Raw genomic sequence first — 25,891 nt, 5'->3', positions numbered from 1 at the left:
GCCTACGGCAACTTATCTATCAATCACCAACCGCCACTACTTAGAAGGATACCAACGCTCTATTAAATCTTGTGAGCGCTTTAACTCATCCTTCCATGTATCACCACCGACAACCGTTGGTTTCAACATAATAATCAATTCGGTTTTCTTTTTAGATTTAGTGCGGCTGGTGAAAGCTTCGCCCAGAAAAGGAATATCACCCAATAACGGTACTTTTGACACGGTTTCAATGTTTTCGCTCTTCATTAATCCACCAATCACCACGACATCGCCAGAAGCGGCGCGGATAACCGTATCCGACTCACGGATCTCACTTTGCGCTAACGGTAACTCTAAGGTTGAATCACTGATTTTTATCTCTTTAGTTTGTTCTTTCACATCTATCACGGAAGGATGAACATGCAATATTACATTGCCATCTTCGTCAATCTGAGGCGTTACATCTAAGGCAATGCCGGAGAAAAATGGCGTTAGTTCAACCTGTGGCGTCGTCACTGGAGTGGTGCCAGCCACTGTCGTTGATGACACATCAGTGACAAAGTATTCGTCATTACCCACTTTAATAACCGCTTTTTGGTTATTAGAAGCCGTAACACGAGGACTTGAAAGCACATCTACATCACCTTGAGTATCCAGCAAACTAATAATGCTACTAAAATCGCTTCCGGTGAAATTAATCGAGGTGACACCGCCAATGGCAGATGTAATGGCATTACTTAAACCTTGTCCTGCTGAGGTACTGAAATCAATGTTGGTATTGCCGGCATGGCCTAAAACATTCTCCCACTGGATCCCTTGCTGGTAACCATCAGATAAGGTTACTTCTATAATTTTTGCTTCTAAAATCACTTGGCGCTGTAAATGGCTTTCTGCTATTTGTAAGAAGCTACGAATTTGACGTAATTCATCAGGGAAAGCCCGAACGGTTACCAGCCCTGCTTGAGGTGTCACCACCACTTGTCGCCCGCCACCGGTTTCACCCATAATTGACATTAAGGTGGCTTCTAACTCACCCCAAAAATCCGTCTTGGTCGTTGAACGAATAAACGTACCATTGGTATTGTCACTGCTGTTGGCATTACCATTGCTACTATTGTTACTGTTACTCGAACTACTGTTGCTGCTCGAACTGCTATTACCACTGCTGTTTGAGTTACTATTTTGATCGGAAATACGACCAGAGCTCACCGAAGTTAATGACAAACCTTCTCGTTGCATATAGATATAATTTAATGGGAACGTTTCGGTTCTCATACCCGACGGGTAAACCCGTAAAATACGACCTTCGCGCTTAACTTGGTAACCGTAAATGTCTTCAACAACCTGAATGGTTTCTGCCAAGGTGACCGCTTTTAATGATAACGAAATGTTACCTTGCACATCAGGATGTACCGCAACACTTAAGGGCGTGTCTTTGACTAAGCTTGGAAAGAACACTCTCGCATCAACGTCATTTGCTGACACATCAAAACGACGCTCTGCAGGTAAGGCCCTTGCTGATGAGCTCAACACATTATTACCATTAAGCTCACGTTGAACATCTTCTGGCATAACCGCTGGTGGTGGCACAGTGGCTTGACGGGTCTCAGCTTGTTGCCTTGACTCATTCAAAGCCGCTTTTGCGGTTTGTGGATCGGGTCTATCTGTCGTTTGGCAAGCAACTAGGCACAGCGACATCAGAGGAGTAACATATTTAATTACATTCATTTTTATTCTTATCCTACCGCTCTGTTATCGACTGAAATAGCTGAAGTTTTCTTCCATCTGACAAGGTGACATAGTCTTGGCTAATCTTTGATACACGTAATCCACTGCCGCTAATTGCGTCACCCACCGAAAGAATAATATTATTAATGACCGCATAGCTATGTTGGCCGTTAACAATACTGTTTAACACCAAAGATGGGTTATCGGCTTTGGCCTTAACGGCAATAAAGCCCTGACCCGGTAAGGTTGGATCACGTAATGTCTGTGCGTTTGCAGCAAACACTAACAGCATCATTAGGCAGGATGCATACGCCATGGGATTAATCTTGTTTCGCAACACTGATAAAGTCCTTATTCACACTCAGTGTGTAAAGTTCTAATTCAACTAACGCTTCGGGATGAGATTCAACACGGTAATCTAAACGCTTCCAATACAATTTATCTGGCATCGTTTCAACGGCTTTAATAAACGCTAAAATAGAAAAATAATCGCCTTGTAACATCAGCTTAATACCATGACTGTAAAGGTTAACTTTACTGCCATCACCCACTTGCAGTAAGGCTTTGGGTGCAATGGAGGCAAACGAGATTAATGTCACGCCTTTCACATTACCCAACAAGTTGGCTAATACTGTTGGCATGTAATCCGCAGGAACCATATCAACCATTTGATCGGTGAGATCGGCATCAATCAATTGCATCTGCTCGGTAATGATTTGTAACCGTTGCTGATAATCTTTATTAGGGTCAAGTTGTAAACGCTCTTCATAGAGTGCCACTTGCTGTAAGGAAATCGAATTTTCTTGTTCTAGCCCCTTAAGCTGATTTTGTAAGCTTTGGTGCTGTTTCCATTGCGATTCTAATGGCATAAACAGCAACATCCCTGCCAGAACTAGCAGAGCAAACGTAATCAATATCCGCTCTCGAGGGCTTAACGCATCAAATTTTGACGACCACACCAGCCATTGCTGCTTCATTGTGCTGACTCCTTAGCAATGGGTTGGCTTATTAATTTAAACGCCAACGGTTGTGCTTCGCCGCGATCCATCGTCATTGCTGAAAACGCATAACCCTTTAATGTTGAAGTGGTTTTGAGTTTATCTATCCATAATGGAATACTTTGCGGATGACGACCGTAACCTTCAAACTCAATGCGTTGAGCATCGTTTTTTTGCTGTTCAATGGTGATATGACTCAACCACACACTGCTATCCGCCACGGCGGCCAAGTCAGTCAGCATTGGCGAGTAACCTTGGCTAATCAGAGTATTGCGTTGGCTAAGCTCATCTTTTAACAGTTTTTTTAGATCTAAACGCTGCTGTTCAAGCTCAACCTTTGCCACTAAGTCCCCATTGGGCTTACGGGCAGCAATTTGTTGTTCAAGCTGACTTTTCTGGTTTTTTAAACTATTTTTCTCAGTGCTTGCCTGCTGGTTTAGGGTTTGCAACTCATCGGCATGCCACAGTCCTACTGCATAAAGTACCGCGCTGCATCCGCACAGAAAGGCCAATGCAAGCATCAGCCTTATAAAGGTCAGTCTTTGTTTTTTCGGCAACAAATCTGTGGAATATAAATTAACGGCGGTTTTTATCACGCTTCACCTCGAGCTAATTCCTGCAACGCTAACTGAGCAAGTAAACTCGGTACGCCATCGTGAGTCACGGCAACCACTTTTTGATTAAAGTTAGCGCCGACAAGATTGGCTAATGATGAACTATCACCTTCAGCCAAGATACTAATCGATCCCACTGGAGCTTGACGTAATTGGCTTTCAAAATAGTCCATAGACCGTTGAATTTCTAAACTGAGATTATCGGCTAAGCCCAGCTTTAACTCTTCTAAAGTCGCTTTGTTAAGCTGATTAAACCCTCTCACTCGACGTTGCATTAACACTTCACCCGCTTTAACAACCAACAACAACAACTCTTGTTGTGGCAAGTGGGCTACCAACATATGTGCCATATTATCGTGGGTTAATAGATGGCTTAATGCGAATTCTTCAATGCTTATCCCGGCAACATCTAATCCGTTAGCATCACAAGCACTTGCCACTTGAGTTAAAAACTGACGGCTACTAACCACCACATTCACTTTTGAACTGGAGATAAGACTGGACTCAAAATAATCCAGATAAATATTAGTGACAGGCTCTGACACCATATCTTTAACAGACCAGATCAACGCCTGAGTCACTTCGCCAGGTTCGACATTGGGTTTGTCAGCTTGTAATAATTGATAATACTGCTGCGACAGTACTAATTGCACCCGAACTCGGCCAAACTGGCTCTTTAGTGTTTCAAAGGCTTGAAGCAAATTGTTTTTTTGTACTAAAATTTGATTGATAACTGGCGCGATTTGACCTTGTTGGGGATGACACACCCACAGCGAATTACCAGTGATAAATACGCCTACATTACCCATCAATTGCGATGTCTGCCAAAAAGCTAGTTTACTCAAAAAACCATTGTCCATTGGGTAGTCCATATTCACTAACATATTAATTAGTTAGTTAAGATTACTGAGCAGAGGTACAACATCCAAAAACGACATTATAAATCTAATACAACAACACGTAACATCGATACAATTCGATTAAGATATATGGTGTTTTCTAGTATTACCGGGCAATTTTATCACGATTACAGTTTGTTATTATTGCGTTAATGCTATAAATCATCATAAATATGCCACATATCTACTTACAATAAGGTGCAATCTATTGATAAACAAGATCTAACGTGAATGAATTACCGCAAACATAGCACTATAATACTTAAACTTCAGATCTTTGCCCCAAAAACTCTCCCTGAGCAGCACTCACGCCTAGAATTTTTAACGTTTGCCATTCTTCGAAACATTCAACACCTTCAGCAATAACTTTCACTTCGGCGCGATAAAGGCCACCAATTAGACTGCGTATAAACAATTGGTTTTCTGAACGTTGATGTACTCGTCGCACGATCGAACGATGTAATTTCACTAAATCAAAGTGGTACTCCTGAATATAGTGAGTCCCCACAACATATTGGCCAACATGATCTACCGCTAATTTAGCGCCCATTTTTCTTAACATATCGAGCGTTTTAAGCAGTGAAGTATTTTTCTGGTTTTTAACAATGATGTCTTCCGACACTTCAAAAATAAGTCGTGCCGCTAAAGGGCGATGTTCCAATAACGTCGATTGTAACCAACGAACAAACGCTCTGCTGGTCAAACTATATAGACTTAAGTTGATACTGTAGGTTGATGTATTTTCGGACATTAACCTGAAGAGTACTTGTTCCAACATTTGGCGTTCAATCTGTGGCATCAATCCACATTTATTGGCCATCGGAATAAACAGTGTTGCGCGCACATCATTACCGTGTAAATCACGAGCACGACTGAATATTTCATAATGTAAAATCTGATTATCGCTATCGACAATAACTTGCTGTAAGGTAAAAAATCGTTTTGAAACCAGTGCATTTTCAATGAAACTACGCCAACGCACAGAACCTTTAGCAATTTGTTCATCTAACGCGCCTTTGTCGTACATAAACCAGTTATTAACCCGTTGTAATTGTGCTGCTCGAAGTGCCATCTCTGCTTCTTCAACAAGTTGAACTTGTAAATCTGCAATTTTAAAAAACGCACAGCCTAAATGTAGAAAATTATCAGGATTACCTATGCCAGAAAAAGGTAATGCAAGGCAGATTTTGAGTATTCGCTGGGCTAACTGATCCGCTTCTACCTGGGATAATTGTGGTACGACTATGGCTAATTGTGAGTAACTACGCCGCGCAAAAATACTGTCCTCATATTGGACTAATGCAGCAGTAATGGCTTGGGTTGTTAATGAAAGCATGGTCTTCACACCGCTCTCACCGTATTGGTCTTCGACTAAATCAACATCATCAAACTCAATCAACATCAGTACGCCATGAACAATCATTTTTTGATTATGGCTCAATCCATCAAGACGGTTTTGAAAGAATATCGGGTTGCCAATCTGAGTTTGTTTATCAAGGAAAGTATCTTTACGAATAAATTGATCTAAGCGGCCACGTTCTTTGCGGGCATCATCGAGCTCGGCAAGCAATTGACTGATCGCACGGTTTATCATCCTTGGCTTACCATTAGTCGGCATATCGGCAGCTTGCTTTAAGTGACCGTCTAAAATGAGCTTACTGCGCAGAGCGAGTTGTTCAATCCCATCTAACTCTCTGGAATACCAACCATAACCAAAACGCACAAAAATACCTATGCTGATAAAACCAATGACGAGCATAATCAGCTCATGCCAGCCAAGATCATGTAAAGAAAATGGTGGAGGTAAGGTTATCGTCATCGATAATTTTCCATGACTTAACTGGGTCTGATATAGGGTCAAACTACTGCTGGGCGTGTCGGCTTTACTGCGATGAAATTGATAAACTAATTGGCTGCCTTGCGACAGAGAAAAATCAACCGCGTTATAAGCCGTTAGCAAAGGGGGTAACCAAGTAGAAAATTGATTATTGCCATGTTGTTGATAGTCAGCAGCTAACATGGTTTCTAATTCAGCGACTTTCTGTTGCTGAAAAGTGTAGGTTAATTGAGTAAAGCCCATCACCGCACACAGTAAAAACACAAAAGCCACTGCGACTAATGAAAGCAGCCAAAAGCTGGTCAGTTTTTTGGTAAGGATCTTGGTGAGTTTCATTTATCCGCTATCCTGCTGGATTTATTTATTTTATTAATAACTCAAATTTTGTCCAGTATAACGATTGTGCTCGGCAAGTTCACTATTCGTTTTTAATCATGCTTTTGCAATAGCCAATAAAAAGGGGCAAAAGCCCCTTTAATTAACGATATTTTTTTACCATCATGCGATGACTTATAGCAGATCATCTATCGCTGATTATTTATAGCTAACTGTCTATACCTGATATTCAGTCGGCAAGGTGATGATTTTAGCCACCCCAGAATCGATTGCCGCTTGTGATACTGCTCGAGCAACTAGCGGCAGTAATCTTGGGTCCATTGGTTTAGGCAACACATATTGTGAACCAAAACTCAATGATGACACGTTTGGATAAGCGGCTAATACCTCAGCAGGGACAGGCTCCTTGGCGAGGTTAGCAATAGCATACACTGCAGCCAGCTTCATTTCGTCGTTAATCACAGCCGCGCGGACATCGAGCGCGCCTCGAAAAATAAACGGGAAGCACAATACATTGTTTACTTGATTTGGATAGTCACTACGACCCGTACCCATAATTAAGTCTTTACGGATGCTATGGGCTAATTCAGGTTTAATTTCTGGATCAGGATTTGAACAAGCAAAAATAACCGGGTTTGGTGCCATTAAGGCGATATCATCAGCAGCCAAAAGGTTCGCGCCTGACAATCCTAAAAATACATCGGCATCCTTCATCACATCTTGCAAGGTGCGTTTGTCAGTATTGTTAGCAAATAATGCTTTGTATTCATTGATATCGTCACGACGAGTATGGATAACGCCTTGTCTGTCGAGCATGTAGACATTTTCTCGTAATGCACCACATTTTACTATCATGGTCATACACGCAATCGCAGCTGCACCAGCACCTAAACAGACAAATACTGCATCATCAATTTTTTTACCCTGAATTTCGAGCGCGTTTAACATGCCGGCAGCCGTGACAATTGCAGTGCCATGTTGATCGTCATGAAACACCGGAATATTACAACGCTTAATAAGCTCGCGTTCAATTTCAAAGCATTCTGGCGCCTTAATGTCTTCTAAGTTAATCCCACCAAAAGTATCGGCAATAGACTCGACGGTATTGATAAAATCTTCAGTGGTGCGGTGTTTCACTTCAATATCAATCGAGTCAATATTAGCAAAACGTTTAAAGAGCAGAGATTTGCCTTCCATAACAGGTTTTGAAGCTAATGGACCTAAATTACCCAGTCCTAAAATAGCGGTCCCGTTGGTGATCACCGCGACAGTGTTGCCTTTATTAGTATATCGATAGGCATTTTCAGGATTCGATGCGATCTCTCTAACCGGCTCTGCCACGCCAGGACTATATGCCAAAGCAAGATCGTGGCTCGATTGAGCGGGTTTTGTCAGGCAAACAGCTGTTTTACCTGGTATGGGGAATTCATGATAATCGAGGGCTTGTTGACGAATATCTGACATTTTATACATCCTGAAATGCGCTATCTATGAAGGAAAGTATGATCCGCAGTACACACTTACAGTGAGCTTGCTAACCATCGAAAATTTTAATCACAATACGCTAATACAAGGACGATATAAATCAAAAACTTAATCATAGGAGGTGTTGTGGGCCAAAACAGAGGGTATGTTTTATTAATCTAACTCTTCGAATATGAATATATATAAATCAATAAGTTAAAAATGTAGGAAAATAACAAGATTTACCATAACAATCGGATATAGAGGTTGATATTTGCAGTTTATTTTGTCTAAATAACAATAAAGTAGCCTTTATTTTTTTTATATTGTTTGTCACTAAAAAATTAGTTTTCGCCTCAGCACAATACTGGTTAACCTCAATTCGGGATAAGAGATGGAGTAACGTGTAAAAAATAGGTTTATTTCAAGTCTGCAATATCAAACTTGCATTTGTTTTGCTAACAAGGCGTATTGACGCGGCAATAACTGGCCTATGGTAAGTCGATACAACACGTAGAGCGTAACAAAGGGCTGGTTGATAACCGTTTATTCGCCAGAATTGAGGTTATTTATCCTCAACTCGAGTTAAGAGATGGGATTGGTTAACGATAAGCAATAAAAAAGGCGCCAAAGGCGCCTTATTAAAAATAATTGCAATGCAATTATTTTTTGCCAAGCATACCAAAACGCTTGTTGAACTTATCAATACGTCCGCCAGTATCAACAACTTTCTGAGTACCAGTGTAGAATGGGTGACATGCACCACATACGTCCAAGTGTAGGTTTTTACCTGCAGTTGAGTTCACTTTGATGATGTTACCACAACTACAAGTTGCAGTAATTTCAGCGTAATTTGGGTGGATACCTGTTTTCATTTGGGGTTACCTTAAATTGAAGGCCATGTCGCTCTCCCAACCCGAAGTTGAGCACCACATGCAGTTAATAACAATATGTTTTAGGCGCAAGATAATACAGTGTCTCATGTACACAAACAAGTAGAATTTCTAAACGATACTATGACTACCTATACCTACGTGCTAGAGCCTCGTAGGTAACTTGGGCCTCCGACGAATTTTGATATTGGTTCAATATCACCCTAGAGGGACATTTTAAACGGCTATCTGCCATCAGTAAGTAAATTTTATCATCTGCAAACGCATTCGGATTTGCATCATAAATCGCCAGCATTGCCCCGAAGACACTGATTTGCCATTGTCGATAGTAACGATCGGCAACACGCCATAACGTATCTTGTGGAGATTTATCAATTACACAGATTTTATCCTGCCCATCGGTCTGCATGTCTTTTTTTGCAGGGGCTGATGTCTTGGCTACTTTATTGACGGGTGTTGGCTGAGGCACTATTTGCGTTTTATCAATAATCGCTAATTGTTGATTACTTTCAGATGTTTTACTGTCGATTGAATTGATTGAGCCATTTGTTGATACCGGCTGAGTCGCGACAATCGATGTACTAACGGGTAACACCGGCGTTGGTACCACTTGAGACTGACCACCTTGAGTAGCCACTAAACTATCAAATGTCACTTTATCTACTGCGATATCTTGATAGTGCGAAAGCGTCTCCACTGATGGGCAGCGTAATGAGTTTCCTAATCGCAGTTGGCTAATATTATTTTGATGAAATGCTGATGGATTAGTTTGATAAAGGGCAAGCATTGCGCCATAGAGGTTTGAATTCCATTGCTTGCGATAACGCACAGCAATTTCCCATAAGGTATCATCTGCTAACAAAGTGATCTGACATTGATCCACTCTCTTTTGCATTGGCGCGTCTTGAGGTGATGCGATGGCCTTGGTATTTATTGACTTAGGTATCGATGTCGGCAATGCCGAAGGAGACTTCATTGTTTTTATGGCAACTGGCTGGTACTGATCCTGAACAATAGCTTGAGAGAATATAGATACCGGCGAATATTGCAGCCATTTAGCATTACGGTATTCAGATACAATAAGTGCCGCATCCGGATCGTGTATTTTTTCAGCACCGTTTAACACAAATACATCACCATCGCGTCGTTCTACAGTAAGCTTTTCTAACACTATATTATTTTGATAAATTTGACGTAAATAAAAAGTCAGCCGCGATAAATCATGTTGATCGGTTATGATTTGCACGGTTAGGTTAGGAGATTGTCCACTTTCAAATGGAATGGTATCAATACTGATATGACTGACTTGTGCAATAACCGTTGAAATACTATCAACAGCCAGTAATGCTAATATTGCTAGCACCTTAAAGCTTCTCATTAAATCAATCCTTTTGATTATAAATCGCTTCAACACAGCGCAAAATTACGCTGTAAAACCATGATATTTAATGTCCTTATACACTACTTCGCTGACTAACAGCACTGACTAATAATGTTCTTACACTAAGCTTATCTGGTTGTAATTTATTATTATTGTTTACTTTTTAACCTTAAGACCGATCGAAATCACAAGTCTTAATACGGACAACTATATAAATTAACATAATCAGCTGCAACCCATTACTGACAAACAAGAGTAAATACTCGATGGGTGATGCTGATTATCACTCTTTATGGTCAGAAAACTTATTTCTCGCCATGTTTCGCTTCAATCATCTCAAAGACTTTCTTGTCGAATGCTTTATTATTGTATTCCGCTAAAATAGCAGTTGATGGGCAATTCAATGGAACATCTTTCACTAATAAGTGAATTTTTTGCTTGGAAAAAGCCAGTAAATTAGTCTCAAAAATAGCTAGCATCGCACCATAAACACTCGTATGCCATTGTTCTTTATAACGGTTAGCGATTCGCCATAATGTGTCACTATTATCCCGTTCAATCAAACATCTCACCTGTTGAGCTGATTTAACGCTTGATGGTGCTGGTAGTGATGGCTCTTGAGCCAAGCGATGGTCAACTTGCCGAGTTTTGGAGGCTCTCATAACGGGGGGGGTCGCAACTGGTGATGTTTGCTGATTATCAAGATTAGAGACTAAGGTTGCACTATTAACCGAATACGGTGCATCAAAAACGGCCATTATCGCTAACGTCGCCACTCCTGCCGCAGTGTCTTGAGTAATCATTAACTGCGCATTTGGATCACTGACAACGTCAGTGCCACTAAGCTGAAATAAGAAGTGATTAATCCCTTGTACCGTTAACTTCTGCTGCTGAACGTTACCATCATCTAACTGACGAATATAAAAGCTTAGCCGCGACACATCATCATTTTGAGCCACCATATTGACTCTTAATCTGGCTACTTTATTCAATTCAAATTGACGACTATTGATACTGACATGATCCACTTGAGCCGTTACTGCAGCAATATTACCTAATAATCCAAAGACTATGATACCGACCTCAATAAGTCCTTTACGCATATATGTTGCCCTATCTCTTTGATGACACTTAGAGGTAAACTGATCAACAATCCACTATACAATTGAAAAATGATGAAGTCTTATGCCCGTGTTTGTTGAAGTCGCCTTACCCGTCCCCTTGCGCAGAAACTTTAGTTATCGCGTAAAAGAGCAACATCAAGCGGGATTGCAAATAGGTCTTAGAGTTAAAGTCCCTTTTGGCCCTCAACAACTCATCGGCCTAATTACCGCTATTAATGATAGCTGTGACTTGGCACCGCAACAAATTAAATCTGTCACTGCAGTACTTGATGATGCCCCATTGTTACCTGATTCGCTCTATAAATTAACCCTATGGGCCGCCCGGTATTACTTTACCACTCAAGGACAAATGCTCAGCCAAGCGCTGCCGGTTGCATTGCGAAAAGGCCTAAACGCTGCACCGCAGGCGGTGATTGAATATCATTTAAGCCAACAAGGACGCAATGCTGATTCTAGCGTATTAAAACGTGCCCCAGCACAAAAAAAACTGTATGAGTTATTGCTGGCCAACTCAATTAGCCACGATGAATTCATCACCCAACAATTAAGCAAACCTGCGCTAAAGGCATTAGAACAAAGAGAGTGGATTGAACGGCAGCAAAAAGTGCTCAGCCATGATTTAAGTTGGCGTCAACAGCTGGTCATGAATGAATCACCCCATAAGCTTAACAAGCAACAAGCCGTCGCGGTGTCGGTGCTAACGCAACAACAAGGGTTTCATTGCACCTTATTAGAAGGGATTACCGGCTCAGGTAAAACCGAAGTCTACCTAACCTTGCTTGAGACTATTTTACAACAAGGCAAACAAGCACTTATTCTTGTTCCGGAAATCGGCTTAACCCCGCAAACCATTAATCGCTTTAAACGCCGTTTCGAAGTCAATGTTGCGGTGATCCACTCAGGACTAACCGATAATCAACGACTTGAGGCTTGGCGGCAAGCGCGTGTGGGCGAAGCGGCAATTATCATTGGTACTCGCTCAGCACTCTTTACGCCGATGGCCTACCCTGGATTAATTATTCTGGATGAAGAGCATGATAGTAGCTTTAAACAACAGGAAGGAGTGCGCTATCACGCCCGTGACTTAGCGGTAATGCGCGGACACCTTGAAGATATCCAGGTGGTTTTGGGGTCGGCGACACCATCGTTAGAAACCTTACAAAATGCATTATCAGGACGCTATCATCACCTTGAACTGAGCGAACGCGCCGGTGCGGCCCAAAAGGTCAAGCAAGGTATTGTCGATATTACTTCGCAGCCACTAAAAGCCGGCATGTCTACATCATTGATTAATGAAATGCGTATGCACCTTGACGCGGGTAATCAGGTGCTTCTGTTTTTAAACCGCCGTGGATTTGCTCCCGCCTTGCTGTGCCATGAATGTGGTCACTTACATGAATGCGATCGCTGTGATGCCTTTTTTACCGTCCATCAAGGCTTAAATGAAATATGTTGTCATCACTGCGGCAATCAATACGCTATTCCACGTCAATGCCATCAATGTGGTAGCACCATGCTAATGGGTCACGGCTTAGGCACCGAACAACTAGAACAAGAATTAATCAAACTGTTTCCCAAACACCCCGTTGTGCGTATTGACCGAGACACCACGCGAAGAAAGGGCTCGCTAGAGCAGCAGTTGCAGGGAATCTATATGGGAAAATATAAAATCCTGGTCGGCACGCAGATGCTCGCAAAAGGCCATCATTTCCCAGATGTGACCTTAGTCGGTTTACTTGATGTTGACGGCGCATTATTCAGTGCTGACTTTCGTGCACCAGAACGTTTTGGCCAGCTATATACTCAAGTATCGGGCCGTGCTGGCCGCGCAGACAAACCCGGCAAAGTGCTACTGCAAACCCATCAAAGTGATAACCCCATTTTACGTGATTTATTGAAACGCGGTTATGGTGAGTTCGCTCGCAGTCAGCTAAAAGAACGCCAACAAGCATTATTACCACCCGCATGGCACATGGTATTAATTCGTGCAGAAGCGCATTTAGCAGAAGATGCTGATGCTTTTTTAGCCCGAACCAGTGAACTATTACCACAAGATAAGGACTTTGAAATCATTGGCCCAATTCCGGCCCCCCTTGATCGCAAAGCAGGCAAATATCGACGCCAATTAATACTGCAAGCCAAGAGTAGGCAGCGTTTACAAACTGAATTTGAACGGGTATTAGCCCAAATTGAACAAATACCTGAAAGTAAGCGTTGTCGTTGGAGTATCGATCGTGATCCGCAGGATTTGATGTAATAAAACAGCAACATTACCGAGTTAACCGACCTTATATATGACATAAACTTCACTTAGGTTAGTATTCAATACAAAAAAACCCATATTTCCGTTAAAGCAGATAGCAATCACACCCCATAAACGGCTAAAATATGCGGTTCCGTCATGTCATTCATTTAACGAATTAGTGCAAGCAAACGCCCATGAAATCACATATTGAATCTTTACTAGAACAAACCATCGAATCCTTCAAACAACAAGGAATTGTGCCAGCTGATTTTCAAGCTCGCATTCAGGTCGATCGCACTAAAGATAAAAGTCATGGTGACTTAGCGACTAACCTTGCAATGATGCTGACCAAAGTGGCTAAGAAGAACCCTCGCGAATTAGCACAACTGATTATTGACACCTTGCCGGCATCATCTTATGTGGCCAAAGTGGAAATTGCTGGCCCAGGTTTTATTAACTTTTTCATTGATGATAATGCCCTCGCCAACCAACTGCAAAATGCATTGGATGATGCGCATTTAGGCATCACACTGCCGGCTAAGCAAACCATCGTTGTTGACTATTCATCGCCAAACTTAGCCAAAGAAATGCACGTAGGTCACTTACGTTCTACCATTATTGGTGACAGCGTGGTGCGTGCACTCGAGTATTTAGGTCATAACGTCATTCGCCAAAACCACGTTGGCGACTGGGGCACCCAGTTTGGTATGCTACTGGCGTTAATGGAAGAGTTACGCGCAGCCAATGGCGAACAAGCCAAAATGGAATTGTCTGATTTAGAAAGTTTTTATCGTGCGGCCAAGGTACGTTTTGATGAATCAACCGAATTTGCCACCCGGGCACGCCAACTGGTCGTCGCGCTTCAATCGGGTGATGAATACTGCAATAAATTATGGCGCGAGTTTAACGACATATCATTAAGCCACTGCCATGATGTATATAAGCGTTTAGGGGTTAGCTTAACCCGTGCCGATGTACACGGCGAAAGTGCCTATAATGCAGACTTAGCTCAAGTGGTTCACGATCTTGATGCACAAGGTTTATTAGTCGAAAGCAATGGCGCTAAAGTGGTATTCCAAGAAGCCTTTCGCACCAAAGAGGGTGAACCTCTGCCTGTTATTATCCAAAAAGCGGATGGGGGTTATTTATATGCCACCTCAGATCTTGCCGCCATGCGTTATCGCTCAAACGTACTAAAAGCCAATCGCGCCTTGTACTTTGTCGACTTACGCCAAGCATTACATTTTCAACAAGTGTTTAGTCTTGCTAAGTTAGCCAAATTTGTTCGCCCAGAAATGTCACTCGAGCACACGGGCTTTGGCACCATGAATGGCGCAGATGGACGCCCTTTTAAAACCCGTTCTGGTGGTGTGGTTAAATTAGTTGATTTACTTGACGAAGCCGATGTCCGCGCACTTGAGCTGGTTCGCAGCAAAAATCCAGATATGGATGAAGCCACACTGACTGAAATTGCACGCGTAGTGGGGATAAGCTCAGTCAAATATGCAGATTTGTCCAAAAACCGTAGCAGTGATTACATTTTCAGTTTCGAGCAAATGCTCAGCTTTGAAGGTAATACCGCACCTTATCTATTATATGCCTACACCCGTGTCGCCGGTATTTTCAAGCGTGCTGAAGATATTGATCTTAGCCAAGCTAAGATTGTGCTTGAGCATCAAAAAGAAAAAGACTTAGGCACTAAACTGGCGCAGTTTGGTGAAGTATTAGCCCGCATGACAGACAAAGGTTTACCGCATGTATTGTGCGGTTATCTTTATGAGCTTGCGAGCGAGTTTTCGAGTTTTTATGAAGCTTGTCCTGTGCTTGCTGCCGAAACCGAGACTGAAAAACAGAGCCGTTTATTACTTTCACAATTAACCGCAAAAACGTTAAAAACGGGCTTATCGCTACTTGGCATTGAAACCCTAGAGCGGATGTAATTATGAGTCGTGACTACGCAAATCGCAAACCTCGTGCGGGCACTAAAGCCCGCGCGCCACAACGAAAAAAAGCACCTAAGGGCCCTTTTCCCTATTTGACTTTTTTTGTGATACTCACATTACTCATCGGTTTTGGCTATTTCTTATGGTCCATTAATGGCAGCTCCGACTCATCCGTCGTGACCGAGCCCGTTCAGCAACCGAAAACGAAAACGGTGCAAACTTCGACTGCAGAAGATCCTAAAAAAGTCATCAAGACAGATCCCAATGCACTGCCACCTAAGCCACAGGAAGAGTGGAGCTATCTGGAAGAGCTTGAAAACAAACAAGTTGAAATAGACTTGCCTCAGTCAGGCGTTGTGTCCAGCGGTATCTATCAAATGCAATGTGGATCATTTAGGAAAGAGTCGCAAGCAAATGAAATGAAAGCCAGAATAGCCTTCCAAGGCGTAGAGGCACAAGTGCGCCGCAGTGAGGGAAGCAACGGATTGTGGTTTCGCGTGGTATTAGGGCCTTATCCTAACAAACGCGATGCAGAAAATAACCGCCACAAAATGCAACGAGCGGGTTTAAATGGCTGCATACTTTTGTCGTTGGACTAACGCTAGCGATCGGTTATAAAGCATAAATCTCCTAGCCCTGTCCACTCGAACAGGGCTTTTTATTACGTATCTCTTGATATCTGTCATTTTGTCCCCATATCCATTTTATCAATCAACAATTGCATTCACCCTAATCACCCGTTGATGTATTAGTAAAGAGGATTTAACGTGACTACTATCGTATCCGTACGCCGCAATAATCAAGTTGTCATCGCTGGTGATGGCCAAGTGTCTCTAGGCAATACCGTGATGAAAGGTAATGCACGTAAAGTGCGCCGCCTATACCACAATAAAGTCTTAGCCGGTTTTGCTGGCGGCACTGCCGATGCATTTACGCTTTTTGAGCGATTTGAAGCCAAGCTTGAAATGCATCAAGGCCATTTATTAAAGTCTGCTGTCGAATTGGCCAAAGATTGGCGCACCGACAAAATGCTGCGCAAACTCGAAGCCATGCTGGTAGTGGCTGACACTGAATCATCATTAATTATTACCGGTAATGGCGACGTTGTTGAACCTGAACATGATTTGATTGCAATTGGCTCTGGCGGAAACTATGCCCATGCATCAGCTTTAGCATTACTGCAAAATACCGAGTTAAGCGCCGAAGAAATCGCAGAAAAATCACTGACGATTGCAGGCGACATTTGTGTATTCACCAACCAATTTAAAACTATCGAAAAGTTAGACTACTAATTCGAGCGTAAAGATAAGGAACCGTTATGTCTGAAATGACACCTCGTGAAATTGTTCACGAACTAGACTCGCATATCATCGGCCAACAAAATGCCAAACGCTCGGTTGCAGTCGCTCTTCGTAATCGCTGGCGCCGTATGCAATTAGAACCGGCGCTTCGTCATGAAGTGACCCCAAAAAATATTTTAATGATTGGCCCTACAGGCGTAGGTAAAACTGAAATCGCCCGTCGTTTAGCAAAGTTGGCTAACGCACCCTTTATTAAAGTTGAAGCCACAAAATTTACTGAAGTCGGCTATGTCGGTAAAGAAGTTGAACAAATCATCCGAGATTTGACTGACTCCGCAGTGAAAATGACCCGCGAACGACAAATGAAAAAATGCCGTCATCGCGCCGAAGAAATGGCCGAAGAACGTATTCTAGATGCGCTATTACCTAAGGTAAAAGATGACTGGGATACTGACAAAAAAGATAACTCTACCACCCGTCAGGTTTTCCGTAAAAAACTACGCGAAGGTCAACTCGACGACAAAGAAATTGAAATAGAAATTGCGGCTCCTCAAGTTGGAGTTGAAATTATGGCACCGCCAGGCATGGAAGAAATGACCAATCAGTTACAAGGCTTATTTCAAAATCTTGGTCAAAGTACTTCTAAGCATAAAAAGCTTAAAATTAAAGATGCTTACAAACAGTTAGTTGAAGATGAAGCCGCTAAGCTGGTCAATCAAGAAGACTTAAAAGAGCAAGCCATCGAGCTTGTTGAGCAAAACGGCATTGTGTTTTTAGACGAAATCGACAAGATTTGTCGGCGCGGCGAAAGCACTGGCCCCGATGTATCACGTGAAGGGGTACAACGTGACTTACTGCCATTAGTGGAAGGCTGCACTGTTAACACTAAGCATGGCATGGTAAAAACTGACCATATTTTGTTTATTGCTTCTGGTGCATTCCAGATGTCAAAACCGTCTGATTTAATCCCAGAACTTCAGGGCCGTTTACCGATTCGAGTTGAATTGGACGCCCTTACCGCTGCTGATTTCAAGCGTATTTTAACCGAACCTTATGCTTCGCTTACGGAGCAATATATTGCCTTAATGGCGACGGAAGGTGTAACCGTTACGTTTGAAGCGTCGGGTATTGAACGAATCGCAGAAGCCGCATGGCAGGTCAATGAGCGCACTGAAAATATTGGTGCTCGGCGTTTGCATACCGTGATGGAAAAATTGATGGAAGAGATTTCTTATGATGCCTCTGAAAAATCAGGTTCGACGTTTGTCATTGACGCTAAGTATGTTAATGACCATCTTGATACCTTGATACAAGATGAAGACTTAAGCCGCTTCATTTTATAGAGATGGCCCATAGTTAACCGTCAGTAAGTGTGATAAATCACGCTATATTTGCCTGTTATCACCCTCTTGCCATAGCAACTATTGAGTGATTAGTGCCACAATGGACTAATCATTTTTTTTGTGCAGGAAATACCATGACTCAATCAACGCCCACTGTGACCGGCATTAAGCTTAAACGTCAATCCAAGTTATTAGAAGTCACTTTCGATAACAGCCAAACCTACAACATCAGCTGTGAAATGCTACGGGTATTCTCACCCTCAGCAGAAGTGCAGCGTCATGGCAACCCAATATTGGTTACCCATAAGAAAGCCGTCAATATCACAACCCTCGAACCGGTTGGACATTACGCCGTTAAAATCATCTTTGATGATGGTCATGATACAGGCTTGTATTCTTGGAAGGTGCTACATAACTTATGCAGTAATCAAACTGAATTATGGCAACAGTATTTAGCCAGATTGCGGGCTGAGAAAGGTTCTCGAGAACCAATGATTGATATGAATATTAAGTATTCATAGCCTTGTTTTAACAATGGCCTACGGCCACACCTGCTTTTTCAAACTTCGTTTGAATTAACATCGCAAGGTTCCACCCTGCACGGGACCAAAAGGGGATCAAGTTCAGAGTTGAATTAGTCCCTTTAAGCTAGTATGGCTGGCACACTTCTGCCCCAAAGCCTTTTTAAGATATGGCCTGCGGCCACTAACGTCGTGGCGCTTCACCCACACCAGACCAAGAGGAAATCAACGGCTATTCCCTCTTGGTTCTTTGTTAAAGAATTGGCCCAGCCGCCCCGCAACATTTTTCCTATTGGCTTAAATAACAGCAGCGAAAAGGTCGCCATGGGGATTGATCCAGCTTTTAACTTCATTTGTAACCGTCTTCGGACTTATTCGAAAATGCTAACGCTTCCGATGGGGCGTCCCTTCCCCGCGAAAGCTAGCTGGCCGTCCATGGCCAGCTCACGTCATTTTCTTCAACGTCCTCAATTTAAATGTTGAATTTGTCCATTTCCAAATCAAGCAAACTAACTCATTTTGCCCAAAGTTTGTTAGAACCAAAGCTCTATTTAACAATGCTTGCCTTCGTTTTCCATACAAAAGTTAATCGATATTGCTCTTCTAAAGAGACCATTTTTTACTGGCTAGATTGCTTAATCTAATGAGCTGGTTTTATATAAGGGCTATCCATTTAGCGCCACCAGTGTCAATATGTAGTGATGAAAACTTCATCGTATTTATTAAAAGCTGGTGTAGATTACCCTACAAGTTGGGGCGAATTTGTTGATTGGTTTCATGATGAACAATCCTGCATTAGCTACCTTTACAAATTTCGTTGGCCAAACGGATTCATTTGCCCAAGCTGTTTAAGCCATCAACCACCTTATCAGTTAAGTAATGGCAAGTTAAAATGTCATGCTTGCGGCTCTCAGTGTTCAGTAACATCAAGTACACTTTTTGACAAAACAAGAACCCCCATGAAAAGTTGGTTTGCTGCCGTCTGGTTTATTACAAATCAAAAAAATGGTGTCAGCGCTCTTGGAGTTAAAAGGTTATTAGGTCTTGGGAGTTATCAAACCGCTTGGTCATTAATGCACAAGTTAAGACATGCCATGGTTGATCCTGAAAGGGATAAACTGTCCGGCATCGTAGAGGTTGACGAAACACTAATAGGTGGCGTCGTTCCCCAATCATCTATTAAAAATCAACAGGGTAAGCGTAAGGCTGTAGTTTTGGTCGCTGTTGAGCTGCTATCACCCTCTGGATTTGGCCGGATACGTTTAAGGCAAGTGGAAAGTGCAACCAAAGAACATATCCATCAATTCATTCAAGATGTAATTGAACCTGGTAGTACAATTTGTAGTGATGGCTCTCAAGCATACAAACAAATAGACAAGAAAGGATATAAGCATAACCGAATAGTGCATTTAGGTTCATCTGTACCTGCACATGAAACAATGCCTGGGGTACATCGAGTCTCATCATTATGTAAAAGATGGCTTTTAGGTACCTATCAAGGCGCGGTAAAGGCTAAGCAACTTGATTATTATTTAGATGAGTTTACATTTCGCTTCAATAGAAGAAAGTCAGATTCTCGGGGATTATTATTCTACAGGTTGCTTGAACAAGCAGTGCATTCTAAGCCGATAACGTACCAATCAATTAAAAATCGATAACCACAATATATAGTGGTTGGTTGCGCTAAATGGATAGCCCTTTTTTATATACAGTTATAATGAGTTTTAGCTTAATTTAAATCAAACAACCCAATAAGTAAGTCTAAAGTAGTAAGTGTCAATTATGCGATTAAGCTTAACTTGTTGATATTTGAATAAATAAATTTCTACGGCGATTTTATGAACACTTTATTTTGGCCACCTCGGTTTGTTTTGGGTTTTGCGAATAACTTATCACTTTACATCAACGACATAGCAAATGTAGGATGATATTAATCAATAACTTAAGCGGCCGACTTTATTTGGCGAGCCGTTCAATAGACGTTCTACGCAAGGATGAAAATGTACATTTTCGAGTTAAATTATCCAGGCACTTGGCTTCAATTTGAAGATGAAGAAATCAAACGTGAAATTGAAAGTATGTTTAGAAGTATTGAGGGGATTGTTACAGAAGCTGCAATTTCACTATCAATGTTTGAAGCGTGTAGAAATGAAAGGCCTAACACCAAGAATGAATGGGAAAGAGATGCTGAACTGAGGCGAGAAATAGATGAAAGAATTCGCCAAGAGGCAGGTGAAGACTATTACCAAGATTTCGATAAATATCGAATACTCTCTGAAAAGCAATTAAGATTTAAAAAAGCTGAACTGGGAATACTGCCTAGATCCTATATCCATAAAATTCCATTTATACATGCCCATACATTTGTTTTTGCGGTTGACTCTTTTGGTAAATTTTTAGAAGAACTCTGTATTTATGATGGTATGCCTGAACAGGTACAGCACTGTCGTGATGAATTTAATCGTTTACTTCCTTCTGTCAGGAAAATTAGAAATTCCGCATTACATATTGAAGATCGTTCAAGAGGATATGGAACTTGGCAAGACAAGAAAAAAGGTAAAAAAATGGAAACAGAAGGCTTTCTTGGTTTGAGTAACCTTGAAAACAATCAGCTTTGTTACACAATCGACGACGGTAGTTATCAACGTGTTGAAATAAGTCAGCCCGTTTTAGATGTATTGGTGCAAATTACAAATCATTTGTTAGCAAGCTTTAAATGGGAAGGAAGTCCAAATATTGCTCCTCATTACTAATGCGTATAACAAAGCAAAGGCCGAACTCACGCTTTATTCAGATAAAGCAAACGACGACAGAATAATTTAATCCAATAGAAATGCTGACATTTCGGTCAATAATTCTCGAGATCAAGCCTAAACGGCTGCTTAGAAAGCCTCGTTAGCTATCACTTTTTAAGGCTTCACTCACCTAACGTTTACTACAGTACAAAACCTAAGCTTGTTCTGAACAACCCTATTCTTGATTAGAAAACACTCAAATGCTAACATGTTCTATAGGACACAGTGATACACTTAAAGGATGCTAAGTGGGGCAGAATATTTAAAACACCTGACTTTGCATCTTGGGCTAAAGATGAAAATTTAGATGATTCGGCCTTATTGACTGCGATTAAAGAAATTGAAGGTGGGCTAATAGATGCCAAACTTGGTGGCAATGTCATTAAAAAACGTGTTGCCCGTACTGGCCAAGGTAAAAGTGGCGGTTTTAGAACCATTATTGCTTTTAAAGTCGATGATAAAAATTTAGTGGGGTCAGTGTAAACTTTATGTCATTGCACTAAATCCGAAGCTCTAACGCACTTTTGTCCAAAAACGAGCTAGTTTCTGCTTGAAAATGCCTAAATTCAACTCTGAACTTGAGGCCGTTGAAGAAAATAGCGTGAGCTGGCCATGGATGGCCCGCTAGCTTTCGCGGTACAGGATGTACCATCGGAAGTGTTAGCATTTTCACTCTTTATTACAAGATGGGCCGAAGACGGTTACAGATGAAGTCAAAAGCTGGATAAATCCCCGTGGCGACGTTTTCGCTGTTTGAAAATGTTGCGGGGCGGCTGGGCCAATTCTTTTAAAAAGAGTAAAGAGGGAGCTGCCGTTGGTTTCCTCTTGGTCTGGTGTGGGTGAAGCGCCACGACGTTAGTGGCCGCAGGCCATAAGTTATAAACTGAAATAGTGCCAATTTAGTAAATTCAAGGTAAAAGTGGCGGTTTTAGAACCATTATTGCTTTTAAAGTCGATGATAAATCATTTTTTATATTTGGTTTTTCTAAGAATGAAAAAGCGAATATTTCGACAAAAGAAAAGACTGCATTAAAGATTATGGCCAAAGAGTTACTCGCTTACGATAATAAGCAATTAGCAAAAGCATTGAAACACAAAGCACTATTTGAGGTAATACGAGATGAGTAGATTATTAAAATCACTTCATAACACAGCACAAGGCTTACATGATGCAGGGATCATGAAAACAGCCACCATGCGTGAGCTTGATGAACTATGCTTGCCTGAAGTTAACGTATTATCTGCTGCTGAAATTAAACATATCCGTGTCTCAAATAGGCTTAGCCAACCCGTATTTGCTAGAGGTCTTAATGTCTCGGTATCGAGTGTGCAAAAATGGGAGCAAGGAAAACGGCATCCAGAAGGGCCCGCTTTAAAACTGCTAAATCTCGTGCAAAAAAATGGTTTTGATTTACTTAAAGCATAGCGACTACTTGAGACAAGATAAGCTTAACGTTGTCCTAACAAAGCAATATCTAATCCTACATAACTAAACCACCAATAAAAATGCCAGCATTTCTGCTGGCATTTTTTGTTCAACAATTAACTAGTTAAAGCTTAAAGCGCGGCTTGGAAAATCACGCTGTCGGCTTTCTTGGTGTAAGAATCGATTTGGTCGAAGTTCAAGTAACGATAAGTATCAGCTGCTGAGGCATCTAATTCTTTAGCGTAGTCTTGATACTCTTCAGGTGAAGGTAAACGACCCAATAACGCTGCTACGGCTGCTAACTCAGCAGATGCTAAGTAAACGTTGGCCCCCGTACCTAAACGGTTAGGGAAGTTACGAGTAGAGGTTGATACTACAGTAGCACCTGCCTCTACACGTGCTTGGTTACCCATACACAAAGAACAACCAGGGATCTCAATGCGAGCACCAACACGGCCGAAGATGGCGTAGTAACCTTCTTCAGTTAATTGATCGCGATCCATCTTAGTCGGTGGTGCAATCCATAAACGGGTTGGTAGCGTGGTAGCAAACTTTTCTAACATCTTACCGGTCGCACGGAAGTGACCGATGTTGGTCATACAAGAACCGACAAACACTTCGTCAATTTTAGTTTGGGCAACACTTGATAATAATACTGCATCATCAGGATCGTTTGGTGCACAAAGAATTGGCTCTTTGATGTCGTTTAAGTCGATTTCGATCACTTCTGCGTATTCAGCATCACTGTCCGCTTGCATCAACTCAGGATTAGCAATCCACTCTTGCATCGCAACGATACGACGTTCAATCGTACGACGATCGCCATAACCTTCAGCAATCATCCACTTTAACATCACGATGTTAGAGGTGAGATATTCAATGATCGGCTCTTTGTCTAGCTTAATGCTACAACCTGCAGCGGAACGCTCAGCAGAGGCATCAGATAATTCGAATGCTTGCTCAACTTTAAGCTTTTCAAGACCTTCGATTTCTAATACTCGGCCAGAGAAAGCGTTAATTTTGCCTTTTTTCTCAACCGTTAGCAGACCCATTTCAATGGCTTTTAATGGAATAGCATGGACTAAATCACGTAAAGTGATACCAGGTTGCATTTTGCCTTTAAAGCGTACTAACACTGACTCAGGCATATCAAGCGGCATCACACCTGTTGCCGCAGCAAATGCCACTAAGCCAGAACCTGCAGGGAACGAAATACCAATAGGGAAACGAGTATGTGAATCACCACCCGTACCAACGGTATCGGGTAATAACATCCGGTTTAACCACGAGTGAATAACCCCGTCACCTGGACGTAATGACACACCACCGCGGTTCATAATGAAATCCGGTAATGTGTGATGAGTTGTCACGTCAACAGGCTTTGGATAAGCCGCTGTATGGCAGAAAGACTGCATAGTTAAATCAGCACTAAAGCCTAAACAGGCTAAATCTTTCAACTCGTCACGTGTCATAGGGCCAGTGGTATCTTGTGAACCCACTGAAGTCATCTTAGGTTCACAGTATTGACCAGGACGCACCCCATCAACACCACACGCTTTACCGACCATTTTCTGAGCTAAAGTATAACCTTTGTCAGACGCGGCAATGTCTTGTGGGCGAACGAATACTGTCGATGCTTCAAGACCTAAAGTCTCACGCGCACGGTCAGTAAGACCACGGCCAATAATCAACGGAATACGACCACCAGCACGGACTTCGTCTAATAACACCTCGGTTTTTAATTCAAATGTTGAAATCACTTCATCTGTGCCATGACGCTTAACGACACCTTGATAAGGGTAGATATCAATGACATCACCAGTGTCCATCTGATCAACGTTGAGTTCGATCGGTAATGCACCCGCATCTTCCATGGTGTTGAAAAAGATCGGCGCAATCTTATTGCCTAAACAGAAGCCACCAGCACGCTTGTTCGGCACATAAGGAATATCATCGCCCATGAACCATAACACTGAGTTAGTGGCAGATTTACGTGAAGAACCGGTACCAACAACATCACCCACATAAACTAATGGATGACCTTTGCCTTTCAACGCTTCGATTTCTTTGATGGGTCCCACAACACCTGATTCATCAGGCACAATACCGTCACGAGCATTTTTCAACATCGCTAATGCATGCAGTGGAATATCAGGGCGAGACCATGCATCTGGCGCAGGCGACAAATCATCAGTGTTGGTTTCACCAGACACTTTAAATACGGTTAATGTGACTTTTTCAGTCAATTTAGGACGGTTTAAAAACCAATCGGCATTGGCCCAAGCTTCAACCACTTGTTTAGCCGATTCATTGCCCGCTTGCATTTTTTCAACAACATCGTGGTATGAATCAAACATCAACAATGTATTGGAGAGTGCTTTAACAGATAGAGGTGCTAATGCGGCATTATCTAATTGGTCAATTAACGGGTCAATGTTGTAACCACCTTGCATAGTGCCAAGTAGTTTAACAGCATGTTCAGCGCTTAAGATCGGAGATGACACAGTGCCTTTAGCTACGGCATCAAGGAAAGCGGCTTTAACATAAGCAGCTTCGTCTACTCCAGGTGGAATACGATGTTCTAGCAAATCGAGGACGAATGCCTCTTCACCTGCTGGAGGTGTTTCAACTAACTTAACCAGTTCAGCCACTTGTTGTGCATTTAATGGCTTAGGGACTACGCCCTCTGCAGCACGTTCTGCGACGTGTTTACGATATGCTTCTAGCACGGCAACATTCCTCTTTGTTTGACGCCTAACGGCAAAACTCAGCGTCATTATGATACGCTGATAATTCCACTGGTTCGGGCTTGAAATCCGACCTCCAGTATACTACAGCTTTGTAAAAGTATGAATCAGCTCACACTATTAGCGAGATGAAATCAACGCGATTTATCAGCCCAGAAATCAATTTACCGACAAGTTTACTAAAATAAAATTAGACAATAGTTTTAAACAGCCTTAAATTTCATTAGATACATGAACTTACAATGAACCAATGATTAAACTATCCACAAAGTTATATTCCACGCTGTCGATTAAATATTTTTTATAAAACACGGTTC

Annotated in this window: 22 protein-coding genes; 11 read left to right on the top strand and 11 right to left on the bottom strand. The window is 42.0% G+C overall.

The features are described 5' to 3' along the window. Positions 1-36 precede the first annotated feature (36 nt). The 10 genes from mshL to AAEZ02_RS03245 form a co-directional block, all read right to left on the bottom strand. Positions 37-1,707, bottom strand: a complete 1,671-nt coding sequence (gene mshL, locus AAEZ02_RS03290) for a pilus (MSHA type) biogenesis protein MshL (protein WP_124013447.1) — start codon at positions 1,705-1,707, stop codon at positions 37-39. Positions 1,708-1,720: 13 nt separating this feature from the next. Then, positions 1,721-2,023 carry an MSHA biogenesis protein MshK gene (locus AAEZ02_RS03285; protein WP_164839429.1) on the bottom strand — a complete coding sequence of 101 codons (303 nt, stop codon included), beginning with the start codon at positions 2,021-2,023 and terminating at the stop codon, positions 1,721-1,723. Between the two features lie 4 nt (positions 2,024-2,027). Beyond that, positions 2,028-2,684 carry an MSHA biogenesis protein MshJ gene (locus tag AAEZ02_RS03280; RefSeq protein ID WP_124013445.1) on the bottom strand — a complete coding sequence of 219 codons (657 nt, stop codon included), beginning with the start codon at positions 2,682-2,684 and terminating at the stop codon, positions 2,028-2,030. Further along, the gene (locus AAEZ02_RS03275) at positions 2,681-3,301 is read right to left on the bottom strand and encodes a PilN family protein (protein WP_124013444.1); all 621 of its coding nucleotides are present in this window, start codon (positions 3,299-3,301) and stop codon (positions 2,681-2,683) included. Before AAEZ02_RS03275 ends, AAEZ02_RS03280 begins: the two co-directional genes overlap by 4 nt. Continuing rightward, on the bottom strand, positions 3,298-4,179 hold the full coding sequence (locus AAEZ02_RS03270; RefSeq protein WP_164839428.1) for a biogenesis protein MshI: 882 nt from the start codon (positions 4,177-4,179) through the stop codon (positions 3,298-3,300). The genes AAEZ02_RS03275 and AAEZ02_RS03270 overlap by 4 nt, the downstream gene beginning before the upstream one ends. Before the next feature lie 301 nt (positions 4,180-4,480). Then, positions 4,481-6,391: an RNase E specificity factor CsrD gene (gene csrD, locus AAEZ02_RS03265; RefSeq protein WP_124013442.1), complete on the bottom strand. Its 1,911-nt coding sequence runs from the start codon at positions 6,389-6,391 to the stop codon at positions 4,481-4,483. A 216-nt stretch (positions 6,392-6,607) separates the two neighbouring features. Beyond that, positions 6,608-7,855 (bottom strand): malic enzyme-like NAD(P)-binding protein, encoded by a 1,248-nt coding sequence (locus AAEZ02_RS03260; protein ID WP_101033797.1) that lies wholly within the window; start codon positions 7,853-7,855, stop codon positions 6,608-6,610. A 662-nt stretch (positions 7,856-8,517) separates the two neighbouring features. Continuing rightward, complete coding sequence (gene rpmE / locus AAEZ02_RS03255) at positions 8,518-8,730, bottom strand: 50S ribosomal protein L31 (RefSeq protein ID WP_101033796.1); 213 nt, start codon at positions 8,728-8,730, stop codon at positions 8,518-8,520. A 145-nt stretch (positions 8,731-8,875) separates the two neighbouring features. Continuing rightward, positions 8,876-10,126 carry a FimV/HubP family polar landmark protein gene (locus AAEZ02_RS03250; protein ID WP_124013441.1) on the bottom strand — a complete coding sequence of 417 codons (1,251 nt, stop codon included), beginning with the start codon at positions 10,124-10,126 and terminating at the stop codon, positions 8,876-8,878. A 308-nt stretch (positions 10,127-10,434) separates the two neighbouring features. Beyond that, complete coding sequence (locus AAEZ02_RS03245; RefSeq protein WP_124013440.1) at positions 10,435-11,232, bottom strand: FimV/HubP family polar landmark protein; 798 nt, start codon at positions 11,230-11,232, stop codon at positions 10,435-10,437. 82 nt (positions 11,233-11,314) lie between these two features. Between AAEZ02_RS03245 and priA the strand changes: the two genes are divergently transcribed. The 11 genes from priA (at position 11,315) to AAEZ02_RS03190 (ending at position 22,827) form a co-directional block, all read left to right on the top strand. Next, positions 11,315-13,510: a primosomal protein N' gene (priA, locus tag AAEZ02_RS03240; protein WP_351074699.1), complete on the top strand. Its 2,196-nt coding sequence runs from the start codon at positions 11,315-11,317 to the stop codon at positions 13,508-13,510. A gap of 182 nt (positions 13,511-13,692) precedes the next feature. Next, a complete protein-coding gene (argS, locus tag AAEZ02_RS03235) occupies positions 13,693-15,438 on the top strand; it encodes an arginine--tRNA ligase (RefSeq protein WP_351121929.1) in 1,746 nt (581 codons plus the stop codon). Next, on the top strand, positions 15,438-16,040 hold the full coding sequence (locus tag AAEZ02_RS03230) for an SPOR domain-containing protein (protein ID WP_351074726.1): 603 nt from the start codon (positions 15,438-15,440) through the stop codon (positions 16,038-16,040). Before argS ends, AAEZ02_RS03230 begins: the two co-directional genes overlap by 1 nt. Positions 16,041-16,208: 168 nt before the next feature. After that, the gene (hslV, locus tag AAEZ02_RS03225; RefSeq protein WP_101033789.1) at positions 16,209-16,733 is read left to right on the top strand and encodes an ATP-dependent protease subunit HslV; all 525 of its coding nucleotides are present in this window, start codon (positions 16,209-16,211) and stop codon (positions 16,731-16,733) included. A gap of 26 nt (positions 16,734-16,759) precedes the next feature. Further along, positions 16,760-18,085: an ATP-dependent protease ATPase subunit HslU gene (gene hslU / locus AAEZ02_RS03220; RefSeq protein WP_124013437.1), complete on the top strand. Its 1,326-nt coding sequence runs from the start codon at positions 16,760-16,762 to the stop codon at positions 18,083-18,085. Between the two features lie 134 nt (positions 18,086-18,219). Further along, the gene (locus tag AAEZ02_RS03215; RefSeq protein ID WP_101033787.1) at positions 18,220-18,606 is read left to right on the top strand and encodes a gamma-butyrobetaine hydroxylase family protein; all 387 of its coding nucleotides are present in this window, start codon (positions 18,220-18,222) and stop codon (positions 18,604-18,606) included. Positions 18,607-19,307: 701 nt separating this feature from the next. Continuing rightward, positions 19,308-20,264 carry an IS1595 family transposase gene (locus AAEZ02_RS03210; RefSeq protein WP_351121926.1) on the top strand — a complete coding sequence of 319 codons (957 nt, stop codon included), beginning with the start codon at positions 19,308-19,310 and terminating at the stop codon, positions 20,262-20,264. A gap of 342 nt (positions 20,265-20,606) precedes the next feature. Beyond that, positions 20,607-21,359, top strand: a complete 753-nt coding sequence (locus tag AAEZ02_RS03205) for a hypothetical protein (protein ID WP_206191866.1) — start codon at positions 20,607-20,609, stop codon at positions 21,357-21,359. Positions 21,360-21,626: 267 nt separating this feature from the next. Further along, positions 21,627-21,884 carry a type II toxin-antitoxin system RelE/ParE family toxin gene (locus AAEZ02_RS03200; protein WP_233768600.1) on the top strand — a complete coding sequence of 86 codons (258 nt, stop codon included), beginning with the start codon at positions 21,627-21,629 and terminating at the stop codon, positions 21,882-21,884. A gap of 423 nt (positions 21,885-22,307) precedes the next feature. After that, positions 22,308-22,529: a type II toxin-antitoxin system RelE/ParE family toxin gene (locus AAEZ02_RS03195; RefSeq protein WP_124013486.1), complete on the top strand. Its 222-nt coding sequence runs from the start codon at positions 22,308-22,310 to the stop codon at positions 22,527-22,529. Next, positions 22,522-22,827, top strand: a complete 306-nt coding sequence (locus tag AAEZ02_RS03190) for a helix-turn-helix domain-containing protein (RefSeq protein ID WP_124013436.1) — start codon at positions 22,522-22,524, stop codon at positions 22,825-22,827. The genes AAEZ02_RS03195 and AAEZ02_RS03190 overlap by 8 nt, the downstream gene beginning before the upstream one ends. Positions 22,828-22,958: 131 nt before the next feature. On the opposite strand, the gene acnB is transcribed toward AAEZ02_RS03190, so the two are convergent. Next, a complete protein-coding gene (acnB, locus tag AAEZ02_RS03185; protein WP_124013435.1) occupies positions 22,959-25,556 on the bottom strand; it encodes a bifunctional aconitate hydratase 2/2-methylisocitrate dehydratase in 2,598 nt (865 codons plus the stop codon). Between the last annotated feature and the right edge of the window lie 335 nt (positions 25,557-25,891).

Source organism: Shewanella sp. T24-MNA-CIBAN-0130 (assembly GCF_040310185.1).
GTDB classification, from domain to species: domain Bacteria; phylum Pseudomonadota; class Gammaproteobacteria; order Enterobacterales; family Shewanellaceae; genus Shewanella; species Shewanella psychromarinicola.
This window is presented reverse-complemented; position numbering and strand designations above follow the sequence as displayed.

Excerpts from the sequence above, each read along its gene's own strand:
- mshL (WP_124013447.1), bottom strand. The coding sequence starts at position 1,707 with ATGAATGTAATTAAATATGTTACTCCTCTGATGTCGCTGTGCCTAGTT.
- AAEZ02_RS03285 (WP_164839429.1), bottom strand. The coding sequence starts at position 2,023 with ATGGCGTATGCATCCTGCCTAATGATGCTGTTAGTGTTTGCTGCAAAC.
- AAEZ02_RS03280 (WP_124013445.1), bottom strand. The coding sequence starts at position 2,684 with ATGAAGCAGCAATGGCTGGTGTGGTCGTCAAAATTTGATGCGTTAAGC.
- AAEZ02_RS03270 (WP_164839428.1), bottom strand. The coding sequence starts at position 4,179 with ATGGACAATGGTTTTTTGAGTAAACTAGCTTTTTGGCAGACATCGCAA.
- csrD (WP_124013442.1), bottom strand. The coding sequence starts at position 6,391 with ATGAAACTCACCAAGATCCTTACCAAAAAACTGACCAGCTTTTGGCTG.
- AAEZ02_RS03260 (WP_101033797.1), bottom strand. The coding sequence starts at position 7,855 with ATGTCAGATATTCGTCAACAAGCCCTCGATTATCATGAATTCCCCATA.
- rpmE (WP_101033796.1), bottom strand. The coding sequence starts at position 8,730 with ATGAAAACAGGTATCCACCCAAATTACGCTGAAATTACTGCAACTTGT.
- AAEZ02_RS03250 (WP_124013441.1), bottom strand. The coding sequence starts at position 10,126 with ATGAGAAGCTTTAAGGTGCTAGCAATATTAGCATTACTGGCTGTTGAT.
- AAEZ02_RS03245 (WP_124013440.1), bottom strand. The coding sequence starts at position 11,232 with ATGCGTAAAGGACTTATTGAGGTCGGTATCATAGTCTTTGGATTATTA.
- priA (WP_351074699.1), top strand. The coding sequence starts at position 11,315 with ATGCCCGTGTTTGTTGAAGTCGCCTTACCCGTCCCCTTGCGCAGAAAC.
- argS (WP_351121929.1), top strand. The coding sequence starts at position 13,693 with ATGAAATCACATATTGAATCTTTACTAGAACAAACCATCGAATCCTTC.
- hslU (WP_124013437.1), top strand. The coding sequence starts at position 16,760 with ATGTCTGAAATGACACCTCGTGAAATTGTTCACGAACTAGACTCGCAT.
- AAEZ02_RS03215 (WP_101033787.1), top strand. The coding sequence starts at position 18,220 with ATGACTCAATCAACGCCCACTGTGACCGGCATTAAGCTTAAACGTCAA.
- AAEZ02_RS03210 (WP_351121926.1), top strand. The coding sequence starts at position 19,308 with ATGAAAACTTCATCGTATTTATTAAAAGCTGGTGTAGATTACCCTACA.
- AAEZ02_RS03205 (WP_206191866.1), top strand. The coding sequence starts at position 20,607 with ATGTACATTTTCGAGTTAAATTATCCAGGCACTTGGCTTCAATTTGAA.
- AAEZ02_RS03190 (WP_124013436.1), top strand. The coding sequence starts at position 22,522 with ATGAGTAGATTATTAAAATCACTTCATAACACAGCACAAGGCTTACAT.